General features: G+C 56.7%; 19 protein-coding genes. 11 read left to right on the top strand and 8 right to left on the bottom strand.

Going from position 1 to position 26098, the window contains the following annotated elements:
- Positions 1-238 precede the first annotated feature (238 nt).
- Positions 239-2149, top strand: a complete 1911-nt coding sequence (locus HMPREF0574_RS07685; protein WP_211575240.1) for an acyltransferase family protein — start codon at positions 239-241, stop codon at positions 2147-2149.
- Here the strand turns inward: HMPREF0574_RS07685 and HMPREF0574_RS07680 are convergent.
- The 5 genes from HMPREF0574_RS07680 to HMPREF0574_RS07660 all read right to left on the bottom strand — a co-directional run bounded on the left by HMPREF0574_RS07680 (position 2146) and on the right by HMPREF0574_RS07660 (position 9170).
- Entirely contained in the window at positions 2146-3024 is an 879-nt protein-coding gene (locus HMPREF0574_RS07680) for a PHP domain-containing protein (RefSeq protein WP_004008166.1), read from the bottom strand. The genes HMPREF0574_RS07685 and HMPREF0574_RS07680 overlap by 4 nt on opposite strands.
- A gap of 104 nt (positions 3025-3128) precedes the next feature.
- Complete coding sequence (locus HMPREF0574_RS07675; RefSeq protein ID WP_004008165.1) at positions 3129-4643, bottom strand: aminopeptidase P family protein; 1515 nt, start codon at positions 4641-4643, stop codon at positions 3129-3131.
- A gap of 115 nt (positions 4644-4758) precedes the next feature.
- Positions 4759-5265, bottom strand: a complete 507-nt coding sequence (locus HMPREF0574_RS07670; protein ID WP_004008164.1) for a transglycosylase — start codon at positions 5263-5265, stop codon at positions 4759-4761.
- Complete coding sequence (locus HMPREF0574_RS07665) at positions 5265-6842, bottom strand: DEAD/DEAH box helicase (RefSeq protein WP_004008163.1); 1578 nt, start codon at positions 6840-6842, stop codon at positions 5265-5267. The genes HMPREF0574_RS07670 and HMPREF0574_RS07665 overlap by 1 nt, the downstream gene beginning before the upstream one ends.
- A 138-nt stretch (positions 6843-6980) precedes the next feature.
- Positions 6981-9170, bottom strand: coding sequence for a cell wall-binding repeat-containing protein (locus HMPREF0574_RS07660; RefSeq protein WP_211577393.1), 2190 nt, complete (start codon positions 9168-9170; stop codon positions 6981-6983).
- Between the two features lie 79 nt (positions 9171-9249).
- Between HMPREF0574_RS07660 and HMPREF0574_RS07655 the strand changes: the two genes are divergently transcribed.
- A complete protein-coding gene (locus tag HMPREF0574_RS07655; protein WP_004008161.1) occupies positions 9250-9873 on the top strand; it encodes a ferritin-like fold-containing protein in 624 nt (207 codons plus the stop codon).
- Positions 9874-9879: 6 nt separating this feature from the next.
- Here the strand turns inward: HMPREF0574_RS07655 and HMPREF0574_RS07650 are convergent, their stop codons facing one another.
- Positions 9880-10101 carry a DUF3107 domain-containing protein gene (locus tag HMPREF0574_RS07650; RefSeq protein ID WP_236585914.1) on the bottom strand — a complete coding sequence of 74 codons (222 nt, stop codon included), beginning with the start codon at positions 10099-10101 and terminating at the stop codon, positions 9880-9882.
- A gap of 129 nt (positions 10102-10230) precedes the next feature.
- Between HMPREF0574_RS07650 and HMPREF0574_RS07645 the strand changes: the two genes are divergently transcribed.
- Positions 10231-13641, top strand: coding sequence for a PD-(D/E)XK nuclease family protein (locus HMPREF0574_RS07645; RefSeq protein ID WP_236585913.1), 3411 nt, complete (start codon positions 10231-10233; stop codon positions 13639-13641).
- Positions 13638-17213 carry an ATP-dependent helicase gene (locus HMPREF0574_RS07640; protein ID WP_004008158.1) on the top strand — a complete coding sequence of 1192 codons (3576 nt, stop codon included), beginning with the start codon at positions 13638-13640 and terminating at the stop codon, positions 17211-17213. The genes HMPREF0574_RS07645 and HMPREF0574_RS07640 overlap by 4 nt, the downstream gene beginning before the upstream one ends.
- Before the next feature lie 315 nt (positions 17214-17528).
- On the opposite strand, the gene HMPREF0574_RS07635 is transcribed toward HMPREF0574_RS07640, so the two are convergent.
- Positions 17529-18626 carry a macrolide 2'-phosphotransferase gene (locus tag HMPREF0574_RS07635; RefSeq protein ID WP_004008157.1) on the bottom strand — a complete coding sequence of 366 codons (1098 nt, stop codon included), beginning with the start codon at positions 18624-18626 and terminating at the stop codon, positions 17529-17531.
- 315 nt (positions 18627-18941) lie between these two features.
- On the opposite strand from HMPREF0574_RS07635, the gene HMPREF0574_RS07630 reads away from it, so the two are divergent.
- From HMPREF0574_RS07630 to HMPREF0574_RS07600, 7 genes are read left to right on the top strand one after another with little or no spacing between them, the layout of a single operon-like run.
- Complete coding sequence (locus HMPREF0574_RS07630; protein WP_370446344.1) at positions 18942-19952, top strand: TadA family conjugal transfer-associated ATPase; 1011 nt, start codon at positions 18942-18944, stop codon at positions 19950-19952.
- Positions 19945-20832: a type II secretion system F family protein gene (locus HMPREF0574_RS07625; protein WP_004008154.1), complete on the top strand. Its 888-nt coding sequence runs from the start codon at positions 19945-19947 to the stop codon at positions 20830-20832. The genes HMPREF0574_RS07630 and HMPREF0574_RS07625 overlap by 8 nt, the downstream gene beginning before the upstream one ends.
- Positions 20833-20835: 3 nt before the next feature.
- A complete protein-coding gene (locus HMPREF0574_RS07620) occupies positions 20836-21747 on the top strand; it encodes a type II secretion system F family protein (RefSeq protein ID WP_004008153.1) in 912 nt (303 codons plus the stop codon).
- Positions 21748-21779: 32 nt separating this feature from the next.
- A complete protein-coding gene (locus HMPREF0574_RS07615) occupies positions 21780-21965 on the top strand; it encodes a hypothetical protein (protein WP_004008152.1) in 186 nt (61 codons plus the stop codon).
- The gene (locus HMPREF0574_RS07610; protein ID WP_004008151.1) at positions 21949-22404 is read left to right on the top strand and encodes a TadE/TadG family type IV pilus assembly protein; all 456 of its coding nucleotides are present in this window, start codon (positions 21949-21951) and stop codon (positions 22402-22404) included. Before HMPREF0574_RS07615 ends, HMPREF0574_RS07610 begins: the two co-directional genes overlap by 17 nt.
- 44 nt (positions 22405-22448) lie before the next feature.
- Positions 22449-22865: a hypothetical protein gene (locus HMPREF0574_RS07605; protein WP_004008150.1), complete on the top strand. Its 417-nt coding sequence runs from the start codon at positions 22449-22451 to the stop codon at positions 22863-22865.
- The gene (locus HMPREF0574_RS07600; protein WP_004008149.1) at positions 22855-23370 is read left to right on the top strand and encodes a pilus assembly protein TadG-related protein; all 516 of its coding nucleotides are present in this window, start codon (positions 22855-22857) and stop codon (positions 23368-23370) included. The genes HMPREF0574_RS07605 and HMPREF0574_RS07600 overlap by 11 nt, the downstream gene beginning before the upstream one ends.
- Before the next feature lie 11 nt (positions 23371-23381).
- Here the strand turns inward: HMPREF0574_RS07600 and HMPREF0574_RS07595 are convergent, their stop codons facing one another.
- A complete protein-coding gene (locus HMPREF0574_RS07595) occupies positions 23382-26096 on the bottom strand; it encodes an FtsX-like permease family protein (protein WP_004008148.1) in 2715 nt (904 codons plus the stop codon).
- Positions 26097-26098: the final 2 nt, after the last annotated feature.

Below are 26098 nucleotides of genomic sequence, written 5' to 3'. Positions count from 1 at the left end.
TACGGTGGCTTTCAGATTTGGTAAGGCTCGGTTGAACGGACATCCTCGGTCTGCTGCGCCCCCGTTGCCAACACAATCACCGTGCCCGGCAGCGTCGGCAGCGTCACCACTTGAGACCCGTGTTACGGACTCCGGGGAAAATGGAGAAACACCCCTTTTATCCCCGCCCAGCGCCGCATCTCGCCAGAGTGAGACAACCGTGCAGTCCTCGCCAAATTCCTCTTTACCAGACACGAAAATGCCTCGCTATCAGCTGCGCGGTCTAGACGGCATTCGAGCCTTGGCAGCTTTGGCAGTGTTGGTTTACCACGTGGCTCCAAACTGGCTGCCAGGAGGATTTCTGGGTGTCGACGTGTTCTTCGTGCTGTCAGGATTCCTGATTACGGCGCTGTTAACGCGCGAAAAGCGTCTCACCGGGAGTATCAATCTGACTGCCTTTTGGCTGCGGCGTTTCCGGCGGCTGGTTCCTGCCGTAACTTTGACCGTATTGGTGACCGTGCCGCTGGCAGCCGTGGTCAACCGGGATTTCCTGGTGGGAATCTGGTATCAAGTCCTGGGAGCCCTGACCTACACCTATAACTGGGTCAACGTGGCTTTCGGGGGATCCTATTTTGACCGAACTAACCCGCAGTTCCTCTCGAACATGTGGACCCTGGCGGTGGAGCAGCAGTTTTACCTGGCTTGGCCACTGATTTTACTGCTGATTTTCCTGATTCCGACCCGACATCGGTGGTTGGTGCCCGCACTGTTGGCGCTGGCTTCTGCCAGTGAAATGGCGGTGTTAAAAGCCGGGGGTGGAAACCTGACCCGCATCTATGAAGGCACTGACACGCACGCGTTCGGGTTGATGCTGGGGGCGACTTTGGCTTTGCTGTTCCCCCTAGCGTTGGAAAATACCCCGCATTACTTAGATCGGTCAACAGTCCAGTTGCGCGGCTTGGCGGCTTGGATTGGCATGGTAGGTGTGTTCGTAAGTTTCTTGATGCTGCGTGACAACGACCCTTTCACCTATCCGTGGGGTGTGCTGGCGGTAAGTGTGCTGACCATCGGCATTATGCAGGTGTGTTTGGAGGAAGTCGCCGGTGTGAGCGGACCGGGTCAGATTCTGGTCGAATTATTGTCGTGGCGTCCGCTGCAATGGTTGGGGGTGCGATCCTATTCCCTCTACCTGTGGCATTGGCCGGTGTTTATGCTGGTCAACAGCCTGTGGCGAGGATTGCCACAGTGGGCGGCACTGGTGGTTATTGCCACAGTATCGATTTTGGCAGCATCTCTGAGCTATAAGTATGTGGAAAATCCCATGCGACGCAATGGTTTGTTAGCCACCTGGAAACGTTGGTTTGCGCCACGTCTGTCCCAGGGTGAGAATCCGGCAGATTCCTCTCAATCGCGGGTGGCATGGTGGCGGCGCTCCCTGGTGTGGACGGCTGCCGTGGTAGCGGTGCTACCATTGGCCATTTCTATCGCCATAGCCCCGGAAAAAACCGCTGCCGAACAACTCGTTGCCACCGGGGAACACTTTATCCATAAGGGAAAGCAAGTAGACAGCTCTCCCCACAAGGCTGGTGCGACCCCGCAATCACCCGGACACGCCTCCCCGAAAAAGTCAACCGCGTCAACCAAAACTTCTGAAAATATCGTGCCAATCACCGGGGACCAGGTAGACATTATTGGGGACTCAGTGACCCTCGCAGCAGCCCCGAAACTCGCTGAAGCCCTGCCCGGTGCCAACATAGACGCGGCAGTGTCGCGCAGCTCCGTGACTGGCGTGGGAATCATGCGCACCCTCCAGGCACAAGGCGCGCTGCGCCCCTACGTAGTCTTTTCTTTGGCTACGAATTCGACGTTCAGAGTTAGAGACGGTGAAGCTCTGCTTGCCGAGTTCCCGCAGACAAAATTTGTGTTTGTGACCGGTCACGGCAGGGCCTCCCAGGAGTGGATTACAATCTCGAACCAAACCATGTATGCCCTGGCTGGAGCCCACCCTGATCGGGTGAAAGTCGCCAGCTGGGACAGTGCCATCGCCGGACATGTGGATCTCTTGGCTAGCGACGAAGTCCACCCCGGACCAGCTGGGCAGGACATCTATGCCACGACCGTCCGCGATGCACTGCAGCAGTTTGCCACCAAACCGGGCAGCAATTCCTAGCCCAATGGCAGCTCACCTAAAAGCGGGCTGGCGCCCATGGCGAGTATCTGGCGCAAGCTCGCTGCGGGCATAGTGTTTTCCCCCAGCTGATTAGGTTTGCCCGCTCCGTGATAATCCGATGCGCCAGAGACAAATAAATCGAGTTCCTGTGCCAATTCGGCAGCCAGCTGGCGAGCGGAGGTATCGTGTTCACGATGATTGACTTCAATACCCCGCAGTCCGATTTGCGCAAGCTTGCGTACTGCTCCGGGATCTAGCTTCCGTTTGCTGCGGGTCACTGAAAACGGATGAGCCAGCACGGGAACGCCGCCATCAGCGCAAATTGCCTCCACGACTGCAAAGCTGTCCACAACTGGGCGCGTCACGTAATAGGGAGAGCCGGGATTGAGCACTTTTTCGAACGCCTCAGAGCGGGTCTGAAAATAGCCTTTCCGCACCAAGGCATCGCCGATATGCGGTCGCCCCGGTGTTAATCCAGTAATTTCTGCCTCGACGTCTGACCACGTCAGGGGATAGTCCTGGCTAATCTTTGCGACCATGCGCTGCATCCGTTCCCGGCGGTCACGGTGGGCAGTTTTTAATATCTCCCGGACGTTGCTGCAGCGAGGATCCGGCAGATAATTCAACAGGTGAACAGGGCATAGCTCCACACTTGTAGAAATTTCCGTACCCAAAATAACCGCGGGGGGTCTAACCCCTGCGGACATCAACGCGGCGTGGGCGACACGGAACGGCTCCCAGTGATCGAATGTGTCGTGATCCACCGCACCGATTACATCCAGACCGGCAGCCCGAGCCTTTTCCAGCAAATCACGTGGCGAGTCCGTGCCGTCGGAGAGCGCGGAATGCACGTGGGGGTCTATTTTCAAGGCCATATCCACATCCTAACGATTCGCCGGCGGACCCGGCAGTGACGTTTCGAGTCGCCAGAAATTACTGCGGGGAGTCGGAGCTGCCCGAAACCGGGACAGCCACGGCGCTATTCCGCCTGCACGCGGGCAATCCAGGCTTCCACGTCAGCTACAGTGCGGGGGATATGCTGCGAGATACGCTCGCATTTGCCGCCCGGTCCCACCAGAATGTCGTCCTCGATACGCACGGAAATGCCGCGGTATTCCGGGGGAACCGCCAAGTCATCCTTCCGGAAGTACAGTCCGGGCTCAATCGTGAAAATCATGCCGGGTTCCAGCCTGGCCCCGTTGTACATCTCGCGGCGCGCCTGGGCGCAATCATGCACGTCAATGCCCAGGTGGTGGGAAGTGCCATGCACCATCCACCGGCGGTGATACTGACCGTCCTCCTGTAGCGATTTCTCCCAGGAAACCGGCAGCAGACCCCACTCGTCGAGCCTCTGTGCGATAACGCGCATCGCAGCGCTATGGACATCGGAGAAAATACATCCCGGCTGATTAGCCTGGTCAAAAGCCGCGTCGGCGGCATCCAAGACCGCTTGATAAACCCGACGCTGTACCTCGTTGAAACGACCATTAATTGGCAGGGTCCGGGTGATGTCCGCGGTGTAGAGCGAATCGAGCTCCACTCCGGCATCAATTAAAATGAGGTCACCGTCCCGCACCACGCCATCGTTGTTAATCCAGTGCAGGGTAGCGGCGTGTTCCCCGGATGCCGCAATGGTGTCATATCCCAGACCGTTACCAACTTCCCGAGCGCGCGCCCCGAAAGCCCCTTCCACCACACGTTCACCGCGGAAATGTTTCACTGCCCTGGGGAAAGACCGGATTGCTTCTTCAAAGCCTTCCTTGGTGGCGGCGACAGCTTTGCGCATCTCCTCGATTTCCCAATCGTCCTTAATCAAACGCAATTCCGAAGTTGCTTCTTCTAGCGTATCGTCTAATTGTTTGGCATCGTCGGGGTCGATCCCGGCTTGCTCCCGAACCTGATTCACCAGTGCCGTGGCTTGTGAATCAGAGGTATAAATCATGGCAATCTGGACTTGACCAGCATCTTTCGCTAGGACATCAGGCAGTGTCTCCAGGTGGGCACAAGGGATTCCACACATGCGCTCGAATTCTTCCAACGAGGGTCGCACCCCGACCCACAGCTCGCCGTAACGTGAATCGGCGTAAAACTCTTCAGAAGCCCGTGACGCGCGAGGACGGAAAAATACGGTGGCGATGTGTGTTCCTTCGCCTTCACCAACTTCGCCGTCCCGCACCGGGTTCAAAACCAGCACGCCATCGGGAATTAGATCAGTGCCTAAGCCGGTCAAGTGAGAAAAAGCAGAGTGAGGTCGGAAGCGGTAGTCGCAGTCATTGTTGCGCACTACCAGGGCGCCGGCAGGAATGACGAGGCGCACACCCTTAAACTTTTCCCCCAAGGTCACGCGACGGCGCAGCGCGTAGGGTGCAGCAGCGGAGCGTTCGTAGCCATCAGTAGGACGGGGACCCCAGTTTTCGCCAATAAACTTTTTAAACTCTTTGGACTGCGGTTGACGTGAGCGGTTCTTGCCGCGGGTATCTTTTTGTTCACTCATGCCTTCAAGTCTACGCGCTCGACCTCAACTCGCGACTATTTTCCTATCCTCCAGCACGAAACTGTCTCTGCCGAAATCGCGGAGAAAGGAATGGTTTACCAACCTAATATGAGGTTTAGGGCAAGTCCGGCGCGGAATCTTCAGGGGTAGCTTCGTCTGTCTCGGTGGCGGGCTCTCCCGCGTCATCGTCCATTTCAGGGAAAGGAGCAACCCCTGCGGAATCTTCAAGATCCGGGGCAGCCTGCTTGGCAGCTGCCTCCGGATCCTCCGGGGGTTGTCGAATCAAAGCGTTCAAAGCTGTTCCAACCAGCCCGGCTATCCCAATGCCGATAACGAAAGTCCAAATCACCCGATTTCCGCCGTCTTCGCCCAGGTCAGAAAACACAAAGAACTTCATCAAGCCAGCAATCAGCGCGGCAACGAAAGAGATTACGTACAAACCGCCGGGTTCGCGATGCAGCAGGGCGCGCACCAAGGCGATGACCCCGCCCCAAAATCCGGCAGCCAGCAGGCAAGCCCCGACCATCTGGGTATTTTCTTCAGCCGAGAGCATCGAGAGGAGACCTAATGCGATTAAAGCGCCAAAAACGACGCCTTCGTAAGGGGTGAGGTGATCAATCATTAGTGGGCTCCCTTACCTTTTCCAGTCTTATCAGACTTGTGACGGCGGGTACGTTTGCGTTGACGTTCCTTTTTAGCAGGTTCTTCAGCTGCCCCGCGCTTAGTGGTTTTTTCGCGTTCTTTACAGTCGTGTTTCTTCTTGGTGTTTTTGCGTGGTCCGCGACCCTTCTCAGATTTGCGGCGCCCCGCACCGGAGCCTTTCCCGGCGCGGCGTTTCCCCGGACGTGCCGGGTCGCGCCCACCCAAATCCTCCAGCTCCTCGGCTTCCAATCCGGCGCGAACCCTGCGGAATCGTGGCAAGTTTGCGGTAGCATCCGTGGGAATATCAAGGTCGGAATAGAGATGCGGGGAGGTGTGATAGGTCTCTTGCGGGTCAGCAAAATCCAAGTCGAGAGTCCGGTTAATGACTCGCCACCGCGTCAGGTCCTCCCAATCGATGAACGTAATGGCGCTGCCCTTGTTGCCGGCACGGGCAGTGCGCCCAATTCGGTGAATGTAGGTCTTATCATCCTCGGGGCATTCGTAGTTGATTACGTGGGTCACGTCATCCACGTCGATGCCTCGCGCTGCCACATCGGTGGCGACCAGCACGTCCACCTTGCCGTGACGGAAAGCCCGTAAAGCCCGTTCTCGTGCGTTTTGACCCAAATCACCGTGGATAGCGCCGGTGGCAAAGCCCCGCTCGGCGAGTTCGTCGGACAGCCGTTGGCAGGTTCGTTTCGTGCGGGTAAAGATAATCGTCAAGCCCCGATTTCTGGCTTGCAAAATGCGAGCGATAACTTCCGTCTTGTTGAGGGAATGTACCCGATACACGACCTGTTTGACCTGTCGCACGGTCTGCGAGGAGTCAGTCGGATCGGTGGCACGGATATGAGTGGGTTGGTACATGTACCGACGCGCGAGAGCTACTACCGGACCGGGCATGGTCGCCGAGAACAGCATGGTGTGACGGCGCGGGGGAATCTGGGAGATGAGTTTTTCCACGTCAGGTAGGAAGCCCATGTCCAGCATCTCGTCGGCCTCATCCATAACCAGGGTTCGGATTCGTCCCAGTTTCAAGGTGCCTTGATTCATCAGGTCAATCAGTCGTCCCGGAGTGCCAACAACAACTTCCACACCTTTGCGCAGTGCCTCAACTTGGGAATCAAACCCAACGCCACCATAAATCTCGATGATGCGAGCCACTCGATGAGTCGCTGCGGCTCGGATTTCCGCCGCGACTTGTTTTGCCAGCTCGCGTGTCGGCAAAATCACTAGGGCTTGCGGGAATCCGGAATCCGGTATCTCATCCCAGCCTTCGTCACCGGGACCGATGATGTCATGCAAGATAGGAATGGCAAATCCGAGGGTTTTGCCAGTGCCGGTCTTTGCCTGACCGATAATGTCCTGACGATTCAGCGCGACTGGCAAGGTCAAAGCTTGAATTGGAAAGGGGTGAATGATGCCCTGGTCACGCAGCGCCGCAACGATTTCGGGTTCCACATCGAAATCGGCGAAAGTCTTGTCTTGGTTCGCCTCCAAGTCGTTAATACCGGTGATGTCCGCCGCGGTTCCCTCATCAGTTTCCGCGGTTTCCATGGTATTTTCGCTTCTCAATATGTATCTTCCTTATCGTTGTCAGTATTCAAAAGTCGTGTACCTACATCTTTCATTGTAAACCGCGCTGGCTGGGGGATGTAGTGTTCCTGTCAGGTTCAACGGTTCACGAACCTATGCCTAGAACTCGGTGACGTTGTGATTGACATAATCTGGCCAGTCCAGAGCGCTCTGGAGGGATTCTTCACAGATTGCGGCGTATCCGCCCAGGGCGGTCACTTGGAAGGCATTGAGTTTTGCCAAAGTGCGCAGAGTAGATTGGTCCAGGCGCCCGCACCCGCGCGGCACCAGCAAAATTGGTCCGTTGCGCAGATGCCCTCCCGAAACCGCGTCAGCAAACACATCGCCGCGAGCCAGATAGGCGTGGGTTGAGGGTTGCAGACGTGCGGATTCCAAAGCAATTTCCCGCGATGTTTCGTAGCGATCCCGACCGCCCAAGCGGGTTGCTGCTTTGCCATTAGCTACGCTGCGGAGAACTGCATCCGACACGGCGGATCGCCCGCCCAGGGCAACTACCCGTTTCACCTGCAGGTCTGATGCTAGTTGGCGAATGGTGGCGATAGCGGGGGAGGATGAGTCAACCAGAACGATAGGTCCGTCCCCCAAGGCAGCGCCGGTTAGCGCATCCGGAGAGACCCTGCCGCCCGGTCCGTAGGCATTGGCAATGTAGAGAGAATTTGCTTTTGTAAAGGCTCTCCGGGCGACCATCACAGACGTATCGACCCGGTTTGCCCCGCCAATCCGCAATGCGGCGCGCCCCCCGGCGAGTTCATAGAGACGGGCGTCCGAAATTGCTCCTGTTCCCCCCAAAGCCGCGACCTGTTTGGGTTTCAGGGCGCGCAGAGTTTCAGAAATCACCGCGGGCACCGGAGACGAATCGGGAGGAACCAGCAGGACCGGACCGTCCTTGAGAACCCCACCTACTAAAGCGTCGGCAAAGACATCGGATCGGGCCAGATATGCCACTGCCGGGCGTGAGCTTGCAGACTTGGCGATAGCTGCAGACGTTTCGAATCGATCCGCCCCGGCAATCCGGTCAGTATGCAGGTCGGGGATATGCGGTCGAGAATCTAGGGAGTTCACGACTCCGTCTTGATCCGCATCTCCGTCAGGGTCAGCCGGCCAGTCGGAGTTGAATAAGTTTATCTGATAGCTGGTCGAGGCAGGTACCGGCTGACAGTTTGGAGCGGTGTTGATATTAGAAATACTGACGGTATAGCGGGCTACGTTGTAAAAGCTAGGAATGGTCAACTGATCCAGGGGGACTTTAAACAAAATCGTGTCATACCCGCCGTATTGCCACGGTGTCTGGTTAGGGTCGATTCCGGGTTCGGCACGGTGAATGACCTGTAGCGGAATCTCTCCCGTCGGACCGGTCACCCGAACTTCCGCATTACGCAGGTCTGCGCAGCGACCAGAATAAGACCAACGGGACACGTTTTCGCCCGCTCCGGTAGGCAGGATACGGGAAGGAAAATACCCCGCTGCCGGCCACGCGAGGCTCGGGGGCTGCTGAATTGCAGGATTCCAAAAATTGGGGTGGGCAGGTCTGCCGGCAGCCTGGTAAGTCGTGTCAAAAAGTTGGATGGAAGTTGCCGTAGGACCGGAGGTGCCGATTGAGACCGCCCCGATAGCGGCGTTCGCTTGAATGGGTGAGAACATCTGGAGCCGATGTCCCAGGTTGTCATTTGTGTTTGTGGTTGAGGCTTCGGTGATGTAGCGCAAGATTTCCGTGGCTGGAGTAACGATGCCATCCAAACGGGCAATCACCCCCGAACGGGAGGCAAGTTTCACGTCCTCGTTGAGACACGCCACGCCCGGAACGGAGTCGGGCACGGGGGAAGCCACCGGTCCTGCCGCGGCGGTGAGAGCTGCCGCTTGTGCCGGACCTTGCGGAGCATAGCCCGCAGGCAAGCTGACCGGCGCGAGATGATTCAAAGACCGCAAATAGTTCCAGGTAGAGAGCATCGCTTGGACAGCTTCGGGCTGTGCCGTGCCGGGGGTACACGAGGAGATAACCGTCCCGGAAGAAAATGGGGTGACCTGATCTGTTGAGTTCCACAAGGTTTCAAACTCGGCTCGTGCCGTTGCCTCATTATTTCCCAGAGTCACCGGGGTGCCGGCGGGCTGAACCGATACCGAGTTCGCTCCGGGTACTCCAACAACCAGCCCGGTTGCGGACAACCCCAGCGCTGCCAGAGTCACGCCCACGTGTCGCCACAGACGGCTTTTGCCTGCAAAACGAAACACAGGCGGGTGACGGACGGGAGACTCGGCTGGTTTAAAATTCAGAACAGAAGAAATCCGCATCTCTCCATTTTGGCAACTTTTCCAGGCACTGTCTCGAGTTTCACATTCCCTACCGCAACGTGGCGCTTAGAATGAACCTATGGAAATTTCAGAAGAACGTACGGCGCATATGCTGGGTTTGGTTGCATTCACGAGGATTACGGCTTACGCTAGGCTGGCTCGGGACGTGTCCCAGACTACTGATTTCGCGGATCAGCTGGCATTGGCGCGCATGGGGGTTTCGTTCGTGACTGCCATTGATGATTTGGAAGCGTTTGCGAATCGGCGGGGTTTAGATCTGGCTAATCTGACCCAGCCTTATGTGGGATTCTTTGACGATATGGAACTGCGCACTCGTCCTCGTGACTGGTGGGAGCGCATGGTGAAAAGCTATATTTTTGTGGGAATTTTGGCAGATATGGAGGACTTGGCAGCCCAGTTTGTCGGAGCTGACATGATTGAGATTCTAGGAGTTTCCGGCTCTGCAGGACTGACCCAGTGGGTGCGAGCCAGGTTGCGTGACGGTATTGCTGCTGACCCGACGGTGGAGTCGCGCCTGTCCATGTGGGGACGTCGCGTTGCGGGAGAAGCCGTGGCGGGGGTCAGAGCCATCCTGGATGCTTATCCGCTGCTGCTGCCCGCTGGGGTAGAGGTCAACGACACGGTGGAAGAAATTCAAAAGCAGCATTCCCGCAGGATGGAAGACCTAGGTCTGGCTTTCTAAGGGAAATCAGATGGCGAAACCAATCCGGTTTTGACGCTCAGGGGCGAATTCAACGTAGGCGATGTTGCCGGCATTGATGAGGGTGTGTGACTCGCGTTTGTCCACTAAATCAATGATTTCTCCAGCAGCGACGGCGTCCGTGAGCAGTTTTTGCAGTTCCTCGAAGGACTTGTCGATGTCCAGGGAGAGTTCGCGAGCTACTGACTTCATTCCGATTTTAATTTCCATTACCATTCCTTTCCGACTGTCCTCTCATTCTAGGGGTTTTGCCCGATGAGGGGGAATTTCATGCCCGAGGAGGTGACGAGTTTTACAGTTTCAAATTTTCGTATTCGGGGCTACTGGTACTCTCAAACTATGGAGATTTTCGATGAGTTAGCGGACCGGGTTCGCCAATCGCTCGATGTCGGTGAATCCGTGCTTTTGGCAGGGGTTCCGGCGAGTGGGAAAACCACGCTTTTAGCACAGCTGTTGGTGGATAATCCCCGGATGCTGGTATTGAGTCCCAATGCGGGTGCAGCCCGCCGATTGAGTGAGCGAGCCTTGGAAATTCGGGCAAAATCGGAAGATCCAGGTTGTCTCCTGGGTGTCAGTAAGGGTTTTGTGGCGGAAGTTTTTGCGCGCTTCAATCAATGGCGGAAAACGGAAGGTCTGCCAGAAGTTAGATTGGCCACCGATGCCGAGGTTATGGTCCAAATCCAGGATTTTCTGGCTGAAATGCCTCTGGAAGAAGAACTGCGCGCGGCTCTGGAAACTCAAGGTTTCCGGCGTGACTTGGTGGATGGAATCTTTCGAGTCCGGGCTTTTGCTGGTGACGCCTTGTCAGACTCCGCCGCGTCCCCGGTACATCCGCTGGTGACCCGGCTGATTAAAGCGATGCAATCCGACCGGGAAGCAAAACGGTCGCAGGCTCGTCAATCTGCCTGGCCTTTGGACACGGCTTCTCTGTTCGAAGAGTATCTTTTGGCGGTGAAAGCCGGAGCCCCGGTTCCGGAACTGGTAGGCATCGATGATTTGCAAAACTTCAACGGACTGATGATTGATATCCTCTCTCTGTGGGCGACGCATGGAACCACCTTGGTAGCCTGTACTTTGCCCGAAACCTGCGTGAATACCTTCCGTGGCGCGACCCCCCACTTGAGTGAGAGACTCTGGCAACAGCTAGAGACAATTCCGGGCAAAGGCGCCATCGAAATTTTGCTTACCAAAGAACACGTTCCCGCACCGTTGCGTCAAGCGTGGCGGATAGCGGTGAATCGTCTGGGCGTGCACGGCATCAGTGCTAGATTGTGGAACTCGGCACAGGAATCATCTCCGGCATCGACAGAGACAGACTCGCTCTGTGATGCAGACGGTCGAGACCGCATTATTTTGGTGGAAAAGTCCACTGACACTGCCCAATATCAAGAAATCGGGACTCTGCTGCAAGACGCTCATATCTTCTCTGATCGACCCCTGAAGTATTCACAGATGGCAGTTCTGACCCGTTCTTCTCGAGAAGCCCGGCAGGTCGCCGAAGTGCTGGAAAACATGGATATTCCGGTGGTAGTTCCGGGAGCCACCGGTCAACTCAACGAAGGGCGACTCACACGCTATCTGCTGAAGATGATGCAGGCGGTTTGCGTGGAAGATTGCGATCAAGTGAAACTATCGGATTTGGATTTAGCCGGATTGCTTTCTTCCGCCCTGGTGGGCTGGGACGTCTGGCGAATGCGGCGAATGGACTCCTCACTGTACGACCTGCGGTTGCAGCCACCGGCAGATTCAGAGAACGCTGCGGGGTCCACTGGGGTGATGGATTCCGCTGACACTGCCGATGATGAGGAGGGCGGAATCCAAATTGTTGGAAACTTACCCTACATTCAGCAGTTCTTGCGCCAGGTTATCTCTGGACAGAATGATTTCTCCGGTCGTTCGGTCCCTGAGATTATCTCTGCATTACCCGACGCAGCACAGCTGGTCGACTTGGCACAGGCTCTCCAATCGGGATGGCAACAATGGAAAGCCGATTCAGGATCAGTACAGCTGCTGCTCTGGAAACTATGGGACGGTCTGGGGCGTGGCGAAATCCTTCAGGCGCGGGCTTTGCAGCCCGGTTTGGTCCCCGCGGTGCGGTCTACGCTACAGATTGACTTGGATTTGGTGATGGACTTGTTTAAAGCTGCAGATTGGTTTGAGGCTCGTAACCCGGGCAAAACCGCGGCGGATTTCGCGCAGGGGATGTTGGCTCGTGACCTCCCCACCGGCACCGTGGCTCCTCATCATCTGGTGAAGGATGCAGTCACTGTAGTGTCAGCCGCAGCCACTGTCTCCCAGCACTGGCCCCTGGTGGCAGTGGTGGGACTCACTGACGGAAACTGGCCGGCGATGCGTTGGCCGGGATCAATCTTGGGTTCCTCCATGTTTGAGCTGGAAAATTACGGCGACCCTACAAACTCCAGCAGTGCTGGTTACCTGTGGAATTGGCAAAACGAATACCGGCACTTCTTTACTGCCCTGACCCGCTGCACGCAACGCCTCATTTTGGGGACCACCGCGCAGGACGGTGTCGGGCGTTCCACCTTTCTCACCTCCCTGGTGCAGACTTTGCAGCTCGAACCGAAACAGCATCGCCGTTTACCCACCAATCTGCGTGACTTCGTCGCCTATCTACGCGCGGCTTGTCTGGGCGGGGAAACCAGTTGGGGGACTCCGACTATAGATGCTCCCATCGCCGCGGGTCTGCTCGCAAAATTGGCAGCAGGGGACTGCCCTTCGGCGCATCCGGAAAATTGGATAGGTGCTTTACCGGTCAGCGGAGACGAGACAGAATCTGCCGAAATTCGCATTTACGCATCCGGTTTGGAACGCGCCTTAGAGAATCCTCTGGATTACGTGCTGAGCTGGTCCGGTTACTCCAACGATGAAGATGACCCATATGCGGCGAATAAAGTTGGCAACATTGTTCATGAAGCTGCCGAAATCCTGGGACGCAGGTACTGGTGGGAGGGGCACGGACCGCGAGATGACCTGGAGTTTGAGCAAGTCCTGACTGAGCTGCGCCAAGAAGTACGGCGTCTGCTTGGTCCCTTGTCCGGTGAGACGTGGGTGGAATCTAACTTCCGTCGCCACATTGAGACCTGTCTGGTGCCCCTGGCGACCTTCCTGGTAAATCATCAATACCCCTCACGTTTTGAAGTGCGTTATCCCTGCCGATTGGAGGCCAGCTCCGGGAAGGGTGCCTTGGTCTACAACGCCCGAATTGACCGGGTGATGTTTGCGCATGGGCGCGTCATCATCATGGACTATAAGACCGGTAATCCTTCTAATTTCAGCGCGGCTAAGGTAGCGGCTAATCTGCAGTTGGCGTTGTATCAGGCTGCCTATAACGCCTCTCCGGACGGGCAGAAGCAGCCTTGTGACATGGCAGAAATTGTGGCACTGCAGGTTCCACCAGACTCGAAAAAACTGTACTCCACACAGGGCATTGAGGAGCCTCGGGAACCGAAAGTCTGGGCGCAACAATCTCTCGAATCGGGAACGGAGGCGATTACTCTCCCCACTCGGTTCTCCGGGGAGCAACGTCAGATTCTCCGAGATCCCCTGGCTTGGCTGCGCGGCGAGACTCCGGGCGCGCCCGATCCGGAAGCCATGCTGTTGAGAGACTATCTGCAAGACCGTGTGAATTTAGCGGTGGCGGCGTTCAGTGGACCGAATTTGGCGCAAATTGAATCCCTCGGAGCTTGGGGCGCCGGTAATACTCTCGGAGTGGAAGTGAGACAACGATGACTACGACGAAACCAGTGACAGAAATATTTACCGCGTCCGAACTGGCTATTTTGACGGGAGCTAATCCGCCAACTCGGGAACAATCCGCAGTAATTACGGCGCCACGAGGACAGCTCCTGGTGGTAGCCGGAGCAGGCAGTGGCAAGACAGAAACCATTGCGAACCGGCTGGTTTATTGGGTCGTGAATGCCGGTATTGTCCCCGAAGCAATTTTGGGACTGACCTTCACTCGCAAGGCCGCGGCAGAGATGGCAGCTCGTTTTTCGTTGCGTTTGGATCGCTTCGCGAGTCTTTTAGAGTCGGTGCAGGAACGACGGCAAACCGCGGAGGTTAACGCGGTGTTAAAAGCTGCGGACTTTGATCTGAATCAGCTGCGCCAGCGTTTCGATACTCTTGTCCAACGGGGAATGACTCCGGAAATGCTGCGTCACCCGGTCAGTGTCTCCACCTATGATTCCTACGCGGGAACCCTCTTGACAGAATTTGGCACGTTAGTCGGGCGGGAATCCGGTTTCACCACCATCACTGACGCCGCCAGGTATCAAATCATGACTGATGTGGTGCAAAGCTGGACCGGAGCGTTAGGGACAAAACGTGAGGGGGAAAACGCTGAAAACCTGGTAAACATTCTGCTGTCTCTGGCTAACGACACTAATTCTCATCTCGTTGATTTGGCTGAGATGAAACAGACCTATCGTTCCTACCTCGCAGCTGCCAAACGCTTGCAAGATGCCGAAGGCGCCGACCTTAACAGCACGGCGTTACGTAATTTGGATACCATCATCGACACCATGGAATTCGGATGTAACGCTACTAACGTCATCCAGGCTTTCAACGAACGTAAACGGGAACTCCTGATGGCAGACTTTTCTGACCAAACTCGGGAAACGGTTCGTTTGGTGGAACAACTGTCGGCAGTCGGGGAAAGTCAGCGGGAACGATTCCAGCTGGTGTTCTTGGACGAATTCCAAGACACTTCGGTGGCGCAGATGCGTTTCCTGGCAGGAATTTTCCGTGATTGTGCGGTTACCGCGGTGGGGGATCCGAACCAGGCCATTTACGGTTGGCGGGGGGCTTCGGCAGCCTCAATGGAGGACTTTGGCTCGATATTTTGCACGGATCCCCGCCAGTTACTCACCCGAACCTTGTCGACTTCATGGCGTAACGATGCCGTCATCCTCACAGTCTCGAACCGGATTTCTGCCGAATTGGCAGGAGCGCCGGCGGTGGCTGCGGAGAGGAACATACCCCGGAACCAGGACGTCCAGTCGGCAATCAGTAAACCCCTGCAAGCCCGGCCGGGGGCAAATCCCGGCATCGTTTACGGAATCCAGACGTTGACTGATTTGCAGCAAAGTCAAGCGGTGGTGAACTTTTTCCGATTGTGGCAAGCCCAACGGGTGAAGCTGCAGAGTGAAGGGGTGCCTGCCGAAAAATTACCTACTGCCGCAGTACTGTGCCGTGCGAAAAATGCTATTCCTGGCTTGGTTGAGTCCCTGCGCCGTGCCGGAATCCCTTACCAGACCAGGGGTATGCAGGGAATTTTGGAAGATCCGGGAGTGCGCTTGGTGCGCGCCGCTCTGGAAATCACCGACAATCCCGAAAAAAGCGCCAGCCTGCTGCTTTTGCTCGATAGGTATCGGTTGGGATTGAGCGATTTACAGGCAGTGGGACAGAATCGGCACCGTTTCACCCCCTACCAGATAGTGATGGAGGGCGGGGCGCAAGTTTCAACTGAAGCTCAAACTCGACTGGAAAAACTACGCGGGATTCTGACGGAGCTAAAGGATAATGCCCCATTTGCGACCCCCCTGGTGTTGGCGCGGTTAGCACATCGACTGCTCGATTTAGATATTGAACAGCAGTTACCCGGTTCCCCCTGCCAAGCTGGGGCCTATGTGGAGTTCTTAAACCTGGTTCGTGATTTTGGACGGACTCCCGGAGCTACGCTGAGCGGATTTCTTAACTGGCTCAGCGCCGGTGAAGACGAAGAAGCCAGCTTTGCTGACCTAGACTTCGAGGTGGACAATGCGGCGGTGCAGATTATCACCATGCACGCCGCGAAGGGGCTCGAATGGGATTGGGTGGCGGTCCCAAACCTAAATAAGAGCACTTTTCCTTCTGTCAGAGGTGAAATTTGGGTAACGCAACGCGATGTGTTGCCCTATCCGCTGCGCAGTGATCGGGATCATCTTCCTGAGCTGGAACTGAAAACCCAGACCCTGCTGACTGCGACCGGAAGAGTATCAAAGAAAAAAGGGTTACTCGAAACGTTTAAGGAAGATGCCGAGCATTACGCACTCCGGGAAGAATCACGGTTGGCATATGTGGCTTTCACTCGCGCCAAGTCCCGGCTCCTGTTGGGACACTGCTGGTTCGAACGACAGACCAAGAAAGGTCGTCCGCCCAGCCAATTTTTCCTGGTAGAACAAGACCCGCAACAGCACATCTTTTCAGATGCTGATTCATTGGCGTCATCGGGCGGGGCAGACATTATCCAACCTGACTCGTCTACGGTGCCGGTGGTGGAATCCTCGGAGGGAGGTGCGGTCGGTGTAGCAAACCTGTTGACCCCGTTTAACGCGGAGACATTTGCGCAGGAGGTCGCCCGATTGGGGATTGAGACTCCCGACGTGGAATGGCCTGACACCGTAGTTACGTCCATTCCTGACAAAATTGAAAATCCGAATCAAGACCGGTTTGACGCTGGCATTTGGCCGGCGCTACCTCTCACTCAGACGCGCCTAGACTTTGCTCAGGCGGTGCAAGTCACTGAGGCTGCTTTGGATAGTGGCAAATTCTCTGGTGGAATCAGTCAAGACGCGGACGAAGAAACTGAGCGCCGCTTGAGCCAACTGCTGCATCAGCCACAAACACGTTTGGGCACCGGTGATTTGTTGGGACGAATTTCTGCTACCGGGATGGCACATTTGGCGCAAGACAGCGAGGGATACTTGCTCCAGCGTCTGCGTCCCCTGCCCCAACAGCCCAGTGTGGCGGCACGTTTGGGAACCTACATGCACGCTTGGATTGCCAGCCAGCTAGAAAATGAAGATACTTTCATTTTTGACGCCGGAACGGAAGACGGCTTCACGCCAGAACAGCGTGAACTGCTGCACAAGTGGCAGCAGCGTTACGAAGATTTAGAACTGCTGCGGCGACTGCGTGGTCCACAGGTCGAATTTGATGGTGAACTCTACGTTGCGGAAGCCGGCGGTGCCGTGATTCCATTGCGGATAGATGCGCAGTTTGAAGAGGTGCAAACTGGAAAAATCTGGATTATTGACTGGAAAACCGGTCGACGTCCGACTCCGGAAAACTACGCTCAGTGGCTGCACCAGCTGGGAATTTATCGACTTTACTGGTTGCAGGAGCATCCCGAAACCCCGGCGGAGGATATTATCTGCGCCTATATATTCCTCAATGAGGACAATCCGGCGAAACAACTGCTCACCCTGCAGGACATCCTTGATGAGCTGGGCATAGCCGAATACAGTCGGAGCCTCTTGGTGAGTAACCTGACGGACCGGGGAGGGGAGGTTGACGCAGTTTTAGAAAAATTTGGATATTGAAGTTACCCCTAGGCGCTGCAGTCTGGTGCCGGGTGGTTTCGTGCAAGGGGTTTAGATCTGGCAGCGCTGCCCGTCCCGGCTTTATGCCCCTGCAGAAGCGGGAGAGGACGCGTTGTCATGGTGATGGCTTAGTGGCGCGACCCTCGTCTCAGCACCGATACGGAGAGACAACAGCGGGTCGGGGCGGGACTGTGACTTTGGAAGACCCCGCGGGGTCTGCGTTTGGGGGTCGGTGTGGCGAGGAAACGTAAGGAACACCGAGAGATTCAGCGAGAACCCTTGTGCTCTCAGGGAAAACGCGAAATCATCCCGTCATTAGGAGGCGTCATCCGCAGGCGAGGAAGTGCTCTCGGAATCTGATTCGGTGGCAATTTCTGCAGCAATTTCTGCGGTAATTTCCGTGATGCCCTCGGTGGAGGTTTCACTCGTATCGGCGGTGTCGTCTGGGACATTTGCGCTCTGATCCTCATAGAGGGGGCGACCCGTTAACGACAGGTCTCCGTCCAATCGTTCCAGCTGTTCGTTCAACAGGTCCTGGGCATCGGCAATTATCGAGGCACTACCCTGGGTAACCCCCCAATTGAGCCAATTGACCAGCGCTAATTCAATATACAGGTCGGTACGTTGCCGCAAGAATGGGTCTGAGCCTTCCGCGCGTCCCAAATGGTAAGCGTCAAATACCAGGTCTACCGCCTCATCGGTCAGCTCAGACGCCACCCAGGATAAATCTTGGGAAGGGTCGCCCACACTGACCTCGGCAAAACCAGAAATTCCCAAGATTCGGGAATCTGCGACCAGGACGTGCTCAGGATCCAGAGAGCCGTGGACAAACGTAGGATGGAAATGCCACCAGGCGTCTTCGTCGAGAGCTTGCTCCCAACGAGCTTGCAGCACCGGGGGCACTAATCCGGTAGCGAGCGCTTGGGACAGATTTTTTCGCAAATCTGCACGGATATCATCTACGCTGGGAGTGGGGAAGCCAACATGAGCGACCAAGTTAGCGGGAATCTCGTGCAGTGCCGCGATGGCTTTACCCAGGGCGCGTAACAAATCCGGATTCTCTGCCAGTTCGTTGAGATTCAAGGGATTGCCCGGCAGCTGACGATAAACAATCACCGAAGTTCCGTCTTTCGAAGTGGCGCTGCCTTCGACCCGGGGCACATCAAAAGGAAGCCGGTGCGCGTCGCGGTAGTTCGTCAGCATGGTTAAAATCTTTTGCTGCTTGTGCAGTGCCGTTTCCGCATCTGCATGCTTGGCACCAATGACGCTCCACCGGGCGGAGTGATTATCGAGGATTCCGGTCCAGCGGAAATCGCTGTCTTCGCCAACTGGCGGGCACAGAGACTCAACCTCAAGGTCTGGAATTGCCACGGTTGCCAAAGCCGCCAAGGTCAGAAAATCGGTATCGCTCATCTCTCAATTTTATGTCACCCTGGGAGGTAAACCGCCAGACCGCTCCGGAAAGCTGGAAATCTCGCCATTAAATGTCTGCCTTGGACAGGGGGATGGATTTATCGAGGGGGGTCGGCGCTGAATTTTGGCAAAACTATGGCAAAATCATAGAAGAACCTGAGAATTTCATGAACGTTAGATGGGAATTTTTCTTTCGGAGCCTACGGCTTTGCACTGTAGCAGCAAAAAAGCGTTTAAACTAACCGTAATTTATTGGCTCTCAAGTACGAGGGAGTTATTGACTTGGGCCTAAGCTACGGGAAACTGCAGCCACTGATGGACGATCCAACGGTGGAAGAAATCTGGTTGAACAGTCCTTCCCAGGTGTTTTGTTCCCGTGGTGGGCAAGCCCGCCTGACCAACCTGCTGCTGGCAGAAGACGAAGTAGAAGCCTTGGTAGAGCGGATGCTGCGAGCTTCGGGGCGGCATTTGGATTTCGTCAACCCCTGCGTGGATGCCACCTTGGAAACCGGAGAACGTTTACATGTCGTCATCCCGCCCGTGACTGCTACCTGGTCCATAAACATCCGCAAGCACAGTGCGAAAGCCGTGAAAGTGCGGGATTTGGTCCGACTCAAGATGATGCCTGCCTGGCTGGCAAGTTTCTTGTCCGAAGCGGTGCGCATCGGCTTGAACATCGTGGTGGCAGGTCCGACCCAGTCTGGAAAAACGACTACGGTGCGGGCCCTGTGCGGGGAAATCCCTCCTGACCAACGTGTCATCACCTGCGAGGAGGTGTTGGAACTCAACCTGAAAGCCCCTGACACGGTGGCGATGCAGACTCGCAACGCCTCGATTGAAGGTCAAGGTGAGATTACCCTGCGCGACTTGGTTCGAGAAACTCTGCGGATGCGTCCCGACCGGCTAATCATCGGGGAGGTTCGCGGCGCTGAGAGCCTAGACATGCTCATTGCCCTGAATTGCGGGATTCCTGGTATGTCTACGATTCACGCGAACACCGCCCGGCAGGCGATTACGAAACTGTCGACCTTGCCGCTGCTGGCGGGAGAAAATGTGACCGCGGCATTTGTGATACCGACGGTTGCAGGTGCCATTGACCTGGTGGTGCAGCTGCGCGGAACGTGGCAGGGCAGCCGCGCGGTGACGGAAGTGTTGGCTTTGGACGGGACACTGCGCGACGGTCAAATCGTGGCACACCCGCTCTACAGCGTGCCGCCCGAAGGTACGCAACCGGTCAAGAACTCCGCGAATTTCGATTTCCTGTCCGCCTTTGGCTCACGGGCTGGTCAGTTGTCTGACCTCTGGCGGGAGGCGCCCCATGAATAGCCTCTGGCTGACCTGGGCAGCGGCTCTCAGTGCCGCTTCCGGTATTTTCCTGGTGACGCTGAGCCCGAAACGGCGCTCGGTACATCGTGAAAGCTCCCTGAAACGCTATTGGTCACACAAATCTGCTCACTTCAACGACATCACCGCGGTAAGTGGAACGCGCCTCGGGTTGGGACAGTTCTTGGTGCTGTCCCTGTTGGCAGGGGTGTCAGCAGGGATCTGCCTCACCGTGGTGACGGGTTTGGTGATGGTCGGGTGGTTAGCAGGGCTGCTGGCTGCGTATCTGCCATTTTTGGGACTGCAGGGCAAACTGCATTCGGTGCAGGGGCAACGCGGCAAAGCCTGGCCAAACCTGGTAGATGACTTAGTTTCCGGGGTGCGTGCCGGGCTGAGCTTGGGGGAAACCCTCCTGGAGGTTGCCGCGAGAGCCCCGAAGTCTCTGCGGGTGCCTTTTGCGCACTTCGCAGCTGATTATCGGGCGGGTGGGAATCTCGACGCCTCCTTAAAAATCCTGAAACACGAATTGGCTGATCCAGTGGGGGATCGCATTGTGGAAGCGTTGCGCCTGGCTGCACAAGTGGGGGGCAACGACTTGGTAATTCTGTTGGAGGACTTGGGTGCGATGCTGCGCGCGGAGGAACGCACCCGCGGGGAAGTGCTGGCGCGCCAATCTTGGACCGTGACGGGGGCGCGTCTGGCGGCTGCCTCCCCGTGGATTATCCTGGCGCTGCTATTGAGCCGTCCGGGTACCTTAGAGGTGTATTCCACCCCGGTAGGTTCCATGATTTTGCTGGTGGGGGCACTGGTGTCGGCGCTGGCTTACCTCATGATGCTGCGGCTGGGGCGCCTGGAAGTTAGTCCGCGCACGATGCGGGAGTAGACCGTGGAAAACGCTGTGACCTGGATTGTTGGTGGTCTCGCTGTCTTGGTCGGGAGCGGGTTTATCGGGGTGTGTCTGGGGCCGTGGATTCGTCAAGGCGCTTTTCCAACCTGGAGAATTACCCCTTATGTTCAGGCTGATCTCATTGGTATGGCGACTTACCGAGGCGCGGGCTTGCGGGATACTTCTTTTTCTCATAATGGCTTGACCAGGTTTCTTACGTTTATCAGTCCCTCCAAAGAATCTGTTGAGCGTCGGCTAGAACTGGCGGGTTTGCCCAGGGACGTGTGCGAATTTCGCCGCTCGCAGCTGCGGTGGGCAGCGTCTCTGGGCATGCTGGCAGTGGTCTTGAGCATTATCGGATTCTGGGGGAGAACCTTGCCGATACCGGGAGCCTTCGTGATGCTGACCTGTTTTGTGTTGGCAGGACTGTTGGTTCCCGATTACCGGCTGACCGGTGCAGCACGGCGTCGCCAACTGCGTCTCAATCAAGAGCTGCCTGATGTCATTGAACTTTTGGCGCTGGCGGTGGGAGCCGGAGAACCTCTCTATGGAGCTTTGCATCGTGTCTCTGCCCGCTGCGCCGGTGTCGCCGGTCAAGAGCTGGAAAAAATCTTGGCAGCTGCAGATAATGGGGACTCTTTGGCTCCCAGTCTGACCGCGGCTCGAGCCCGCAATGATTCCGAAATTCTCGCGCACCTCATTGATGCCATTGTCTCCGCGTTGGAACGCGGCTCTCCCTTAGCGGGCGTGTTGCGGTCCCAAGTGGCGGATTCACGAGCGGTGGCGCGAACCCAGTTGCTCACGGAAGGTGGAAAGAAAGAAGTCCTCATGATGGTGCCAGTGGTGTTCTTGATTTTGCCGCTCACCGTGGTGTTTGCTCTGTATCCCGGTTTGGTGGCTCTGCAGCTGTAAATCGTTCGTATCGAAATCGAAAGGATAAAAACATGCAAAAATTCCGCGCTTTGCGAAACTTTGTGTGCACTCGTCTGGGGGCTGAAGACGGTGACGTCCCCGGTTGGGTGATGGTGACTCTGATGACTGCGGGGTTGGTGGTGGCGCTTTCGGCAGTAGCTCTGCCCGCCCTCACGAATCTGTTTAATGACGCCATCACGCATGTCTCGGCTCTCTGAAATCCGTGCCTCGCTGCGTCATCGTCTCGGGCAGCGTTGGCGTGGAGAGTCGGGTTCGGAACCTGCCAGTTTCGCCCTCGTCATGCCACTGGTGCTGATTTTGGTGCTGGGGTTGCTGCAGCTGTCTTTGGCGCTGTGGGTGCGCACGACTCTGATTGATGCGGCTGGGGCAGGGGCACATGCGGCAGCTCTGGCGGGGGCGCCGGAGAGCGCCGCCGATGAAACCGTGCGTGGCGTCCTCGCCTCGACTCTGGGTTCCGGCTATGTGCATACGGTCAGTGCCCAGCGGGTCGGCTTGGCGATGCTGCCGGGTTCCTTTGCCACCTCTGACCTGGAGGTTATGGAGGTACAGGTAAAGGCGCCGATGCCCATCATCGGACTGTTCGGAGTGGGGGATATGACCGCAGTGGGTCACGCGGTGATAGAGGAGGGACCGTGAAGTGCCCGTTGCGCCGAAATCGGTCGAGGTTCGTTTCTCGCTTGATGCGGGGAGAATCCGGGGAGGCTACGGTGGAGTTTGTGGGCATTACCATGCTGCTGCTGATTCCCCTGGTGTACTTGATTCTGGCTTTCTTTCAGATTCAATCCGGTCTGTATGCGGCAGAAGCGGGGGCGGCTGGGGCGGCGCGCATCCTCACGTTACACCCCGTCACCGGGGTTGACTCAGCCAGTTTGGCGGTGCAGCTGGCGGCCGCTGATCAGGGTTTACCGGCGGGGAAGGCGCAGTATTCTCTGGAATGTGTGACCGGACCGTGTCCTGCTGCGGGTTCGCGCGGTATTGTCCACGTTAGCCTGGAGGTTCCCCTGCCGCTGGTGGGAACCATCCTGCAGAGCTCCTTTCCGACGTCCTTGACGTTGCATGCGGATCATCCGATTCAGTGGGGTGATCATGGGGCTTAGGGGAGGGCACCAGGATGGTGCGACGCCGCGTCGGTTTGTCGCCCGGTTCGAGCGTCTCGGTGACGAGGACGGTCGCATCATGCTGTTGGGACTCGCTGCTTGCGTGTTGCTTTGTGTGATTATCCTGATGAGCATGGCAGTATCGGGGGTGTATCTGGAGCAGCGGCGTTTGCAGCGCCTGGCAGATCAGACCGCCTCTATGGCGGCGGCAAATATGGCGGATACGGCGTATTACCAAAATGGCATCGTTGACGGTGTCCCCCTGGAAATCGAACCGTATCACGCCTCAGAGCGCGCTGCCGAATACCTATCAGGAGCGTCGATAAGCGCAAATTCCGGTCTGGATGGAATTGACCTGGTTGACGTAGATGTAGCTTCGACCCGGGTGCAGGTGACGCTGCGAGCAACCGGAAAAATTCCTTTGGTGCTCCCACTCGTCAGTTCCCTGACCCAGGTCGAACTCACCGCTACCGGGGCGGCTTCGCTGAAGTCCAGCTTCGGCTAGCCGCCCCACCTTTAGTCATGAGCCAGTGCCTCCACCGGGGTGACCCGCGCTGCGGCCCGCGCCGGACCAATGGATGCCAAGAGCGCCACCACGATGGTGAGTGCTGCGGCCACGATTGCTAACGGGGGTACCACAATGATTTGTGCGGACGCTAGTTCCGTCACAGGCAGGGCATTGATGCCGGCTATAGCGTAACCTAAACCGGCTAATACGCCTACAATCAGCGCCCCGAGCGCCGTCAGCAGGGCTTCGAAGGCGAGCATTCCTTGCAAACGCCCCTTCGTCATGCCCAAGGCGCGCAGCATTCCATTTTCCCGCCGGCGTTCCATCACCGACAGCGCCAACGTATTCGCCACCCCAACCAGCGCAACCAGCACTGATACTCCCAGCATCGCGAAAGCGCCCCACATCAACCCTTGTGCAATCTGGGTAAACATGGCTCGATCGGGCGCGGAACCGGTGATGTGGGCATCCTGCTCAGAGGCAGCCGGAATATCCGAAGCGAGCTGCTCAATGTCAGAAAAGCTGCAATCCGAGGAAATCCGCATCAGCAAAACTCGGGGTGCCAGCACCGTGGCATTACGCTTGAGTTCCTGGTCGGAGTCGGTTTGTGCCGGACGGACCACCTGGGTAGAGCTGACCAGACCAGCCAAATCCTGAGGGTTCAGGGACACAAAATCCAGAGAAGTTTTCTCAGCCGTGAGTTTCAGCACCTTATCCCCGCTCCGGACGGCATAAGGCGTGCCCACTTCTTCCTCATTCAGCTGTGGGATTCCCACATGACCGGGAGTAACCACGGGAATCCGGCTGTGCGAAACTGTCGAGAAATCTTTAGATTCCAACAGCAGTTCCAGAGTGTCCGCGTCGGGGTCACAAGGCTCGTTCGTTGCGGCAACGATACAGCCGCCGTTTTCGTCATGGGTCAGCTTTTCCGGCTGAGATAATAATTTCTGAGTTTTTTCGTATTCTCCCCAGGGGACAGCGCTTCCCAACAGCCCATTTACGGCGATGGTATGTTGTAAACCGGAAGTGGCTTTCACATTGGCAATGGTGGTTTGGCTCAGCGGTTCGCCCTCCGAAACGAGTTGCAGGTCTATCGGTGTGTGTTCGTCAATGACTTTTTTGCCGGTAGCGTCTACCGAGGCTGCCCCGACCAGCAGCAACACCAGCAGGGTAATACCGAGGGTCAAGGCTGCGCCGGTAGCTCCGGTACGCCGCGGGTTACGCCCCGTATTTTCCGCTGCTAAACGCCACGTCACCGCCGCGGGGGAACTAAACATGCCCAAAGTGGAAGTCACGTAGGGCAAGACGATGGAAGTCAGCAGGATTAGCCCCAGGAAGGAGATCATTCCGGCAAACATCGCTGTCAAGAAGTAGTTGGAGGTGTAGGCATCCATGCTCCACCGCTCCGAGATGTTCATCATCAACTGATGGTTCTTTAGGGTGGCGTAGACCATGGTGGCGGTGCCGCCAAAGAACAGAATGGAACCAAAAATGGCGCGAACCGTCCGGTGCTTGCGCCGCCGGCTGAGCTTGTCCTCCGTCGCCAGAGCCTCAATCGGGGTGACTTGGGCGACTCGGCGAGACGGGGCAAACCCCGCCAGGAAAGAAATCACGGTACCACAGAGGAATCCCGCCAGCAGGCTTTGCCAGTTCAAAACGGTGAAAGCGTGACCCCAAGTGTCGGCGAGGTTGGCAATCCGGCACGCTATGGCTGAAAAAATCACGCCTGCCAAGACTCCAAGAATCGCCGAAACGGCACCAACCAGTAAGGTCTCGCGCGCCACCAGGGATCGGAGCTGACTGGAGGTGGCGCCGACCGCCCGTAGCAAAGCCAGTTGGCGTCGCCGGCGGGCAAACAGCACGTTGTAGGTCACCGACACCACAATAATCGCGGTAATGCCTGCGATAACCGGGAAAATCAGAGCTAAGACCAACAGAATGTCCTGTCCGCCCATCAGGTTATCCACGGCACGATTCAGGTATTGATCCGCGGTGAACACTTCATTGTAATCTCCGTCGGTAAGGTCGGAGGACAACTTTTGCAGTTCGGCGCGGGCCGCGTCCAGGTGTGTGGCGCTAACTCCCGAAATCAGCAAGATATCAGCTAAATAATCGTCCCCAGCCCAGGTTTTCACCAGGGAATCGGTAACGTAGCTGGTGGGGAACGCGCCGGGGCGCGCTTTGTAGATACCGCTGACCTTCAGTGGCACCGTCTTGGTGTCATCGGTGGCAGAATCGTAGATTCCCACGTTGAGGGTGTCCCCGACTTTAACCCCGAGGGTCTTGGCGTTGGACTGTTCGATACCGATTTCTGATTCAGAGCCGGGACGCTTTCCTTCCACGACCGAGCTGGGGTCGAACACCGGATCAGCCAGCCCTAATAGCGCAGCAGTCACCGTTTTACGATTTTTGGACAAATCCACGCTCATGGCGGACCGAGTCAGGATTTTCCACTCCGGGTGGACCTTATGGGTTTGATCCGCAATCTTTTGCAGGTAGTCAGGTTCGGGTCCCTCACCGTCGTAGGGAACCCCGTGCGGCGCCGTAACAATCAGGTCAGCGCCGGCGGCTTCCGCGGTAAGATTACGGGCTAAAGTCAGCTTGAGCCCCTCTGCCAATCCCAGGCAGGTCAACAGGAACGCTACCGCGAGGGCAATCGCCAAGGCGGTGGCGGTGTAGCTTTTCAGATTTTTGCGCAAATCTGCGCGCAGAATTCCTTTCATCG

Origin of the sequence: Mobiluncus curtisii subsp. curtisii ATCC 35241 (assembly GCF_000146285.1) — a bacterium.
GTDB lineage: Bacteria > Actinomycetota > Actinomycetes > Actinomycetales > Actinomycetaceae > Mobiluncus > Mobiluncus curtisii.
This window is presented reverse-complemented; position numbering and strand designations above follow the sequence as displayed.

Excerpts from the sequence above, each read along its gene's own strand:
- HMPREF0574_RS07685 (WP_211575240.1), top strand. The coding sequence starts at position 239 with ATGCCTCGCTATCAGCTGCGCGGTCTAGACGGCATTCGAGCCTTGGCA.
- HMPREF0574_RS07600 (WP_004008149.1), top strand. The coding sequence starts at position 22,855 with ATGGGGCTTAGGGGAGGGCACCAGGATGGTGCGACGCCGCGTCGGTTT.
- HMPREF0574_RS07650 (WP_236585914.1), bottom strand. The coding sequence starts at position 10,101 with ATGGAAATTAAAATCGGAATGAAGTCAGTAGCTCGCGAACTCTCCCTG.
- HMPREF0574_RS07660 (WP_211577393.1), bottom strand. The coding sequence starts at position 9,170 with ATGCGGATTTCTTCTGTTCTGAATTTTAAACCAGCCGAGTCTCCCGTC.
- HMPREF0574_RS07630 (WP_370446344.1), top strand. The coding sequence starts at position 18,942 with ATGGACGATCCAACGGTGGAAGAAATCTGGTTGAACAGTCCTTCCCAG.
- HMPREF0574_RS07670 (WP_004008164.1), bottom strand. The coding sequence starts at position 5,265 with ATGATTGATCACCTCACCCCTTACGAAGGCGTCGTTTTTGGCGCTTTA.
- HMPREF0574_RS07665 (WP_004008163.1), bottom strand. The coding sequence starts at position 6,842 with ATGGAAACCGCGGAAACTGATGAGGGAACCGCGGCGGACATCACCGGT.
- HMPREF0574_RS07615 (WP_004008152.1), top strand. The coding sequence starts at position 21,780 with ATGCAAAAATTCCGCGCTTTGCGAAACTTTGTGTGCACTCGTCTGGGG.
- HMPREF0574_RS07625 (WP_004008154.1), top strand. The coding sequence starts at position 19,945 with ATGAATAGCCTCTGGCTGACCTGGGCAGCGGCTCTCAGTGCCGCTTCC.
- HMPREF0574_RS07610 (WP_004008151.1), top strand. The coding sequence starts at position 21,949 with ATGTCTCGGCTCTCTGAAATCCGTGCCTCGCTGCGTCATCGTCTCGGG.
- HMPREF0574_RS07605 (WP_004008150.1), top strand. The coding sequence starts at position 22,449 with ATGCGGGGAGAATCCGGGGAGGCTACGGTGGAGTTTGTGGGCATTACC.
- HMPREF0574_RS07640 (WP_004008158.1), top strand. The coding sequence starts at position 13,638 with ATGACTACGACGAAACCAGTGACAGAAATATTTACCGCGTCCGAACTG.
- HMPREF0574_RS07675 (WP_004008165.1), bottom strand. The coding sequence starts at position 4,643 with ATGAGTGAACAAAAAGATACCCGCGGCAAGAACCGCTCACGTCAACCG.
- HMPREF0574_RS07635 (WP_004008157.1), bottom strand. The coding sequence starts at position 18,626 with ATGAGCGATACCGATTTTCTGACCTTGGCGGCTTTGGCAACCGTGGCA.
- HMPREF0574_RS07645 (WP_236585913.1), top strand. The coding sequence starts at position 10,231 with ATGGAGATTTTCGATGAGTTAGCGGACCGGGTTCGCCAATCGCTCGAT.
- HMPREF0574_RS07680 (WP_004008166.1), bottom strand. The coding sequence starts at position 3,024 with ATGGCCTTGAAAATAGACCCCCACGTGCATTCCGCGCTCTCCGACGGC.
- HMPREF0574_RS07655 (WP_004008161.1), top strand. The coding sequence starts at position 9,250 with ATGGAAATTTCAGAAGAACGTACGGCGCATATGCTGGGTTTGGTTGCA.
- HMPREF0574_RS07595 (WP_004008148.1), bottom strand. The coding sequence starts at position 26,096 with ATGAAAGGAATTCTGCGCGCAGATTTGCGCAAAAATCTGAAAAGCTAC.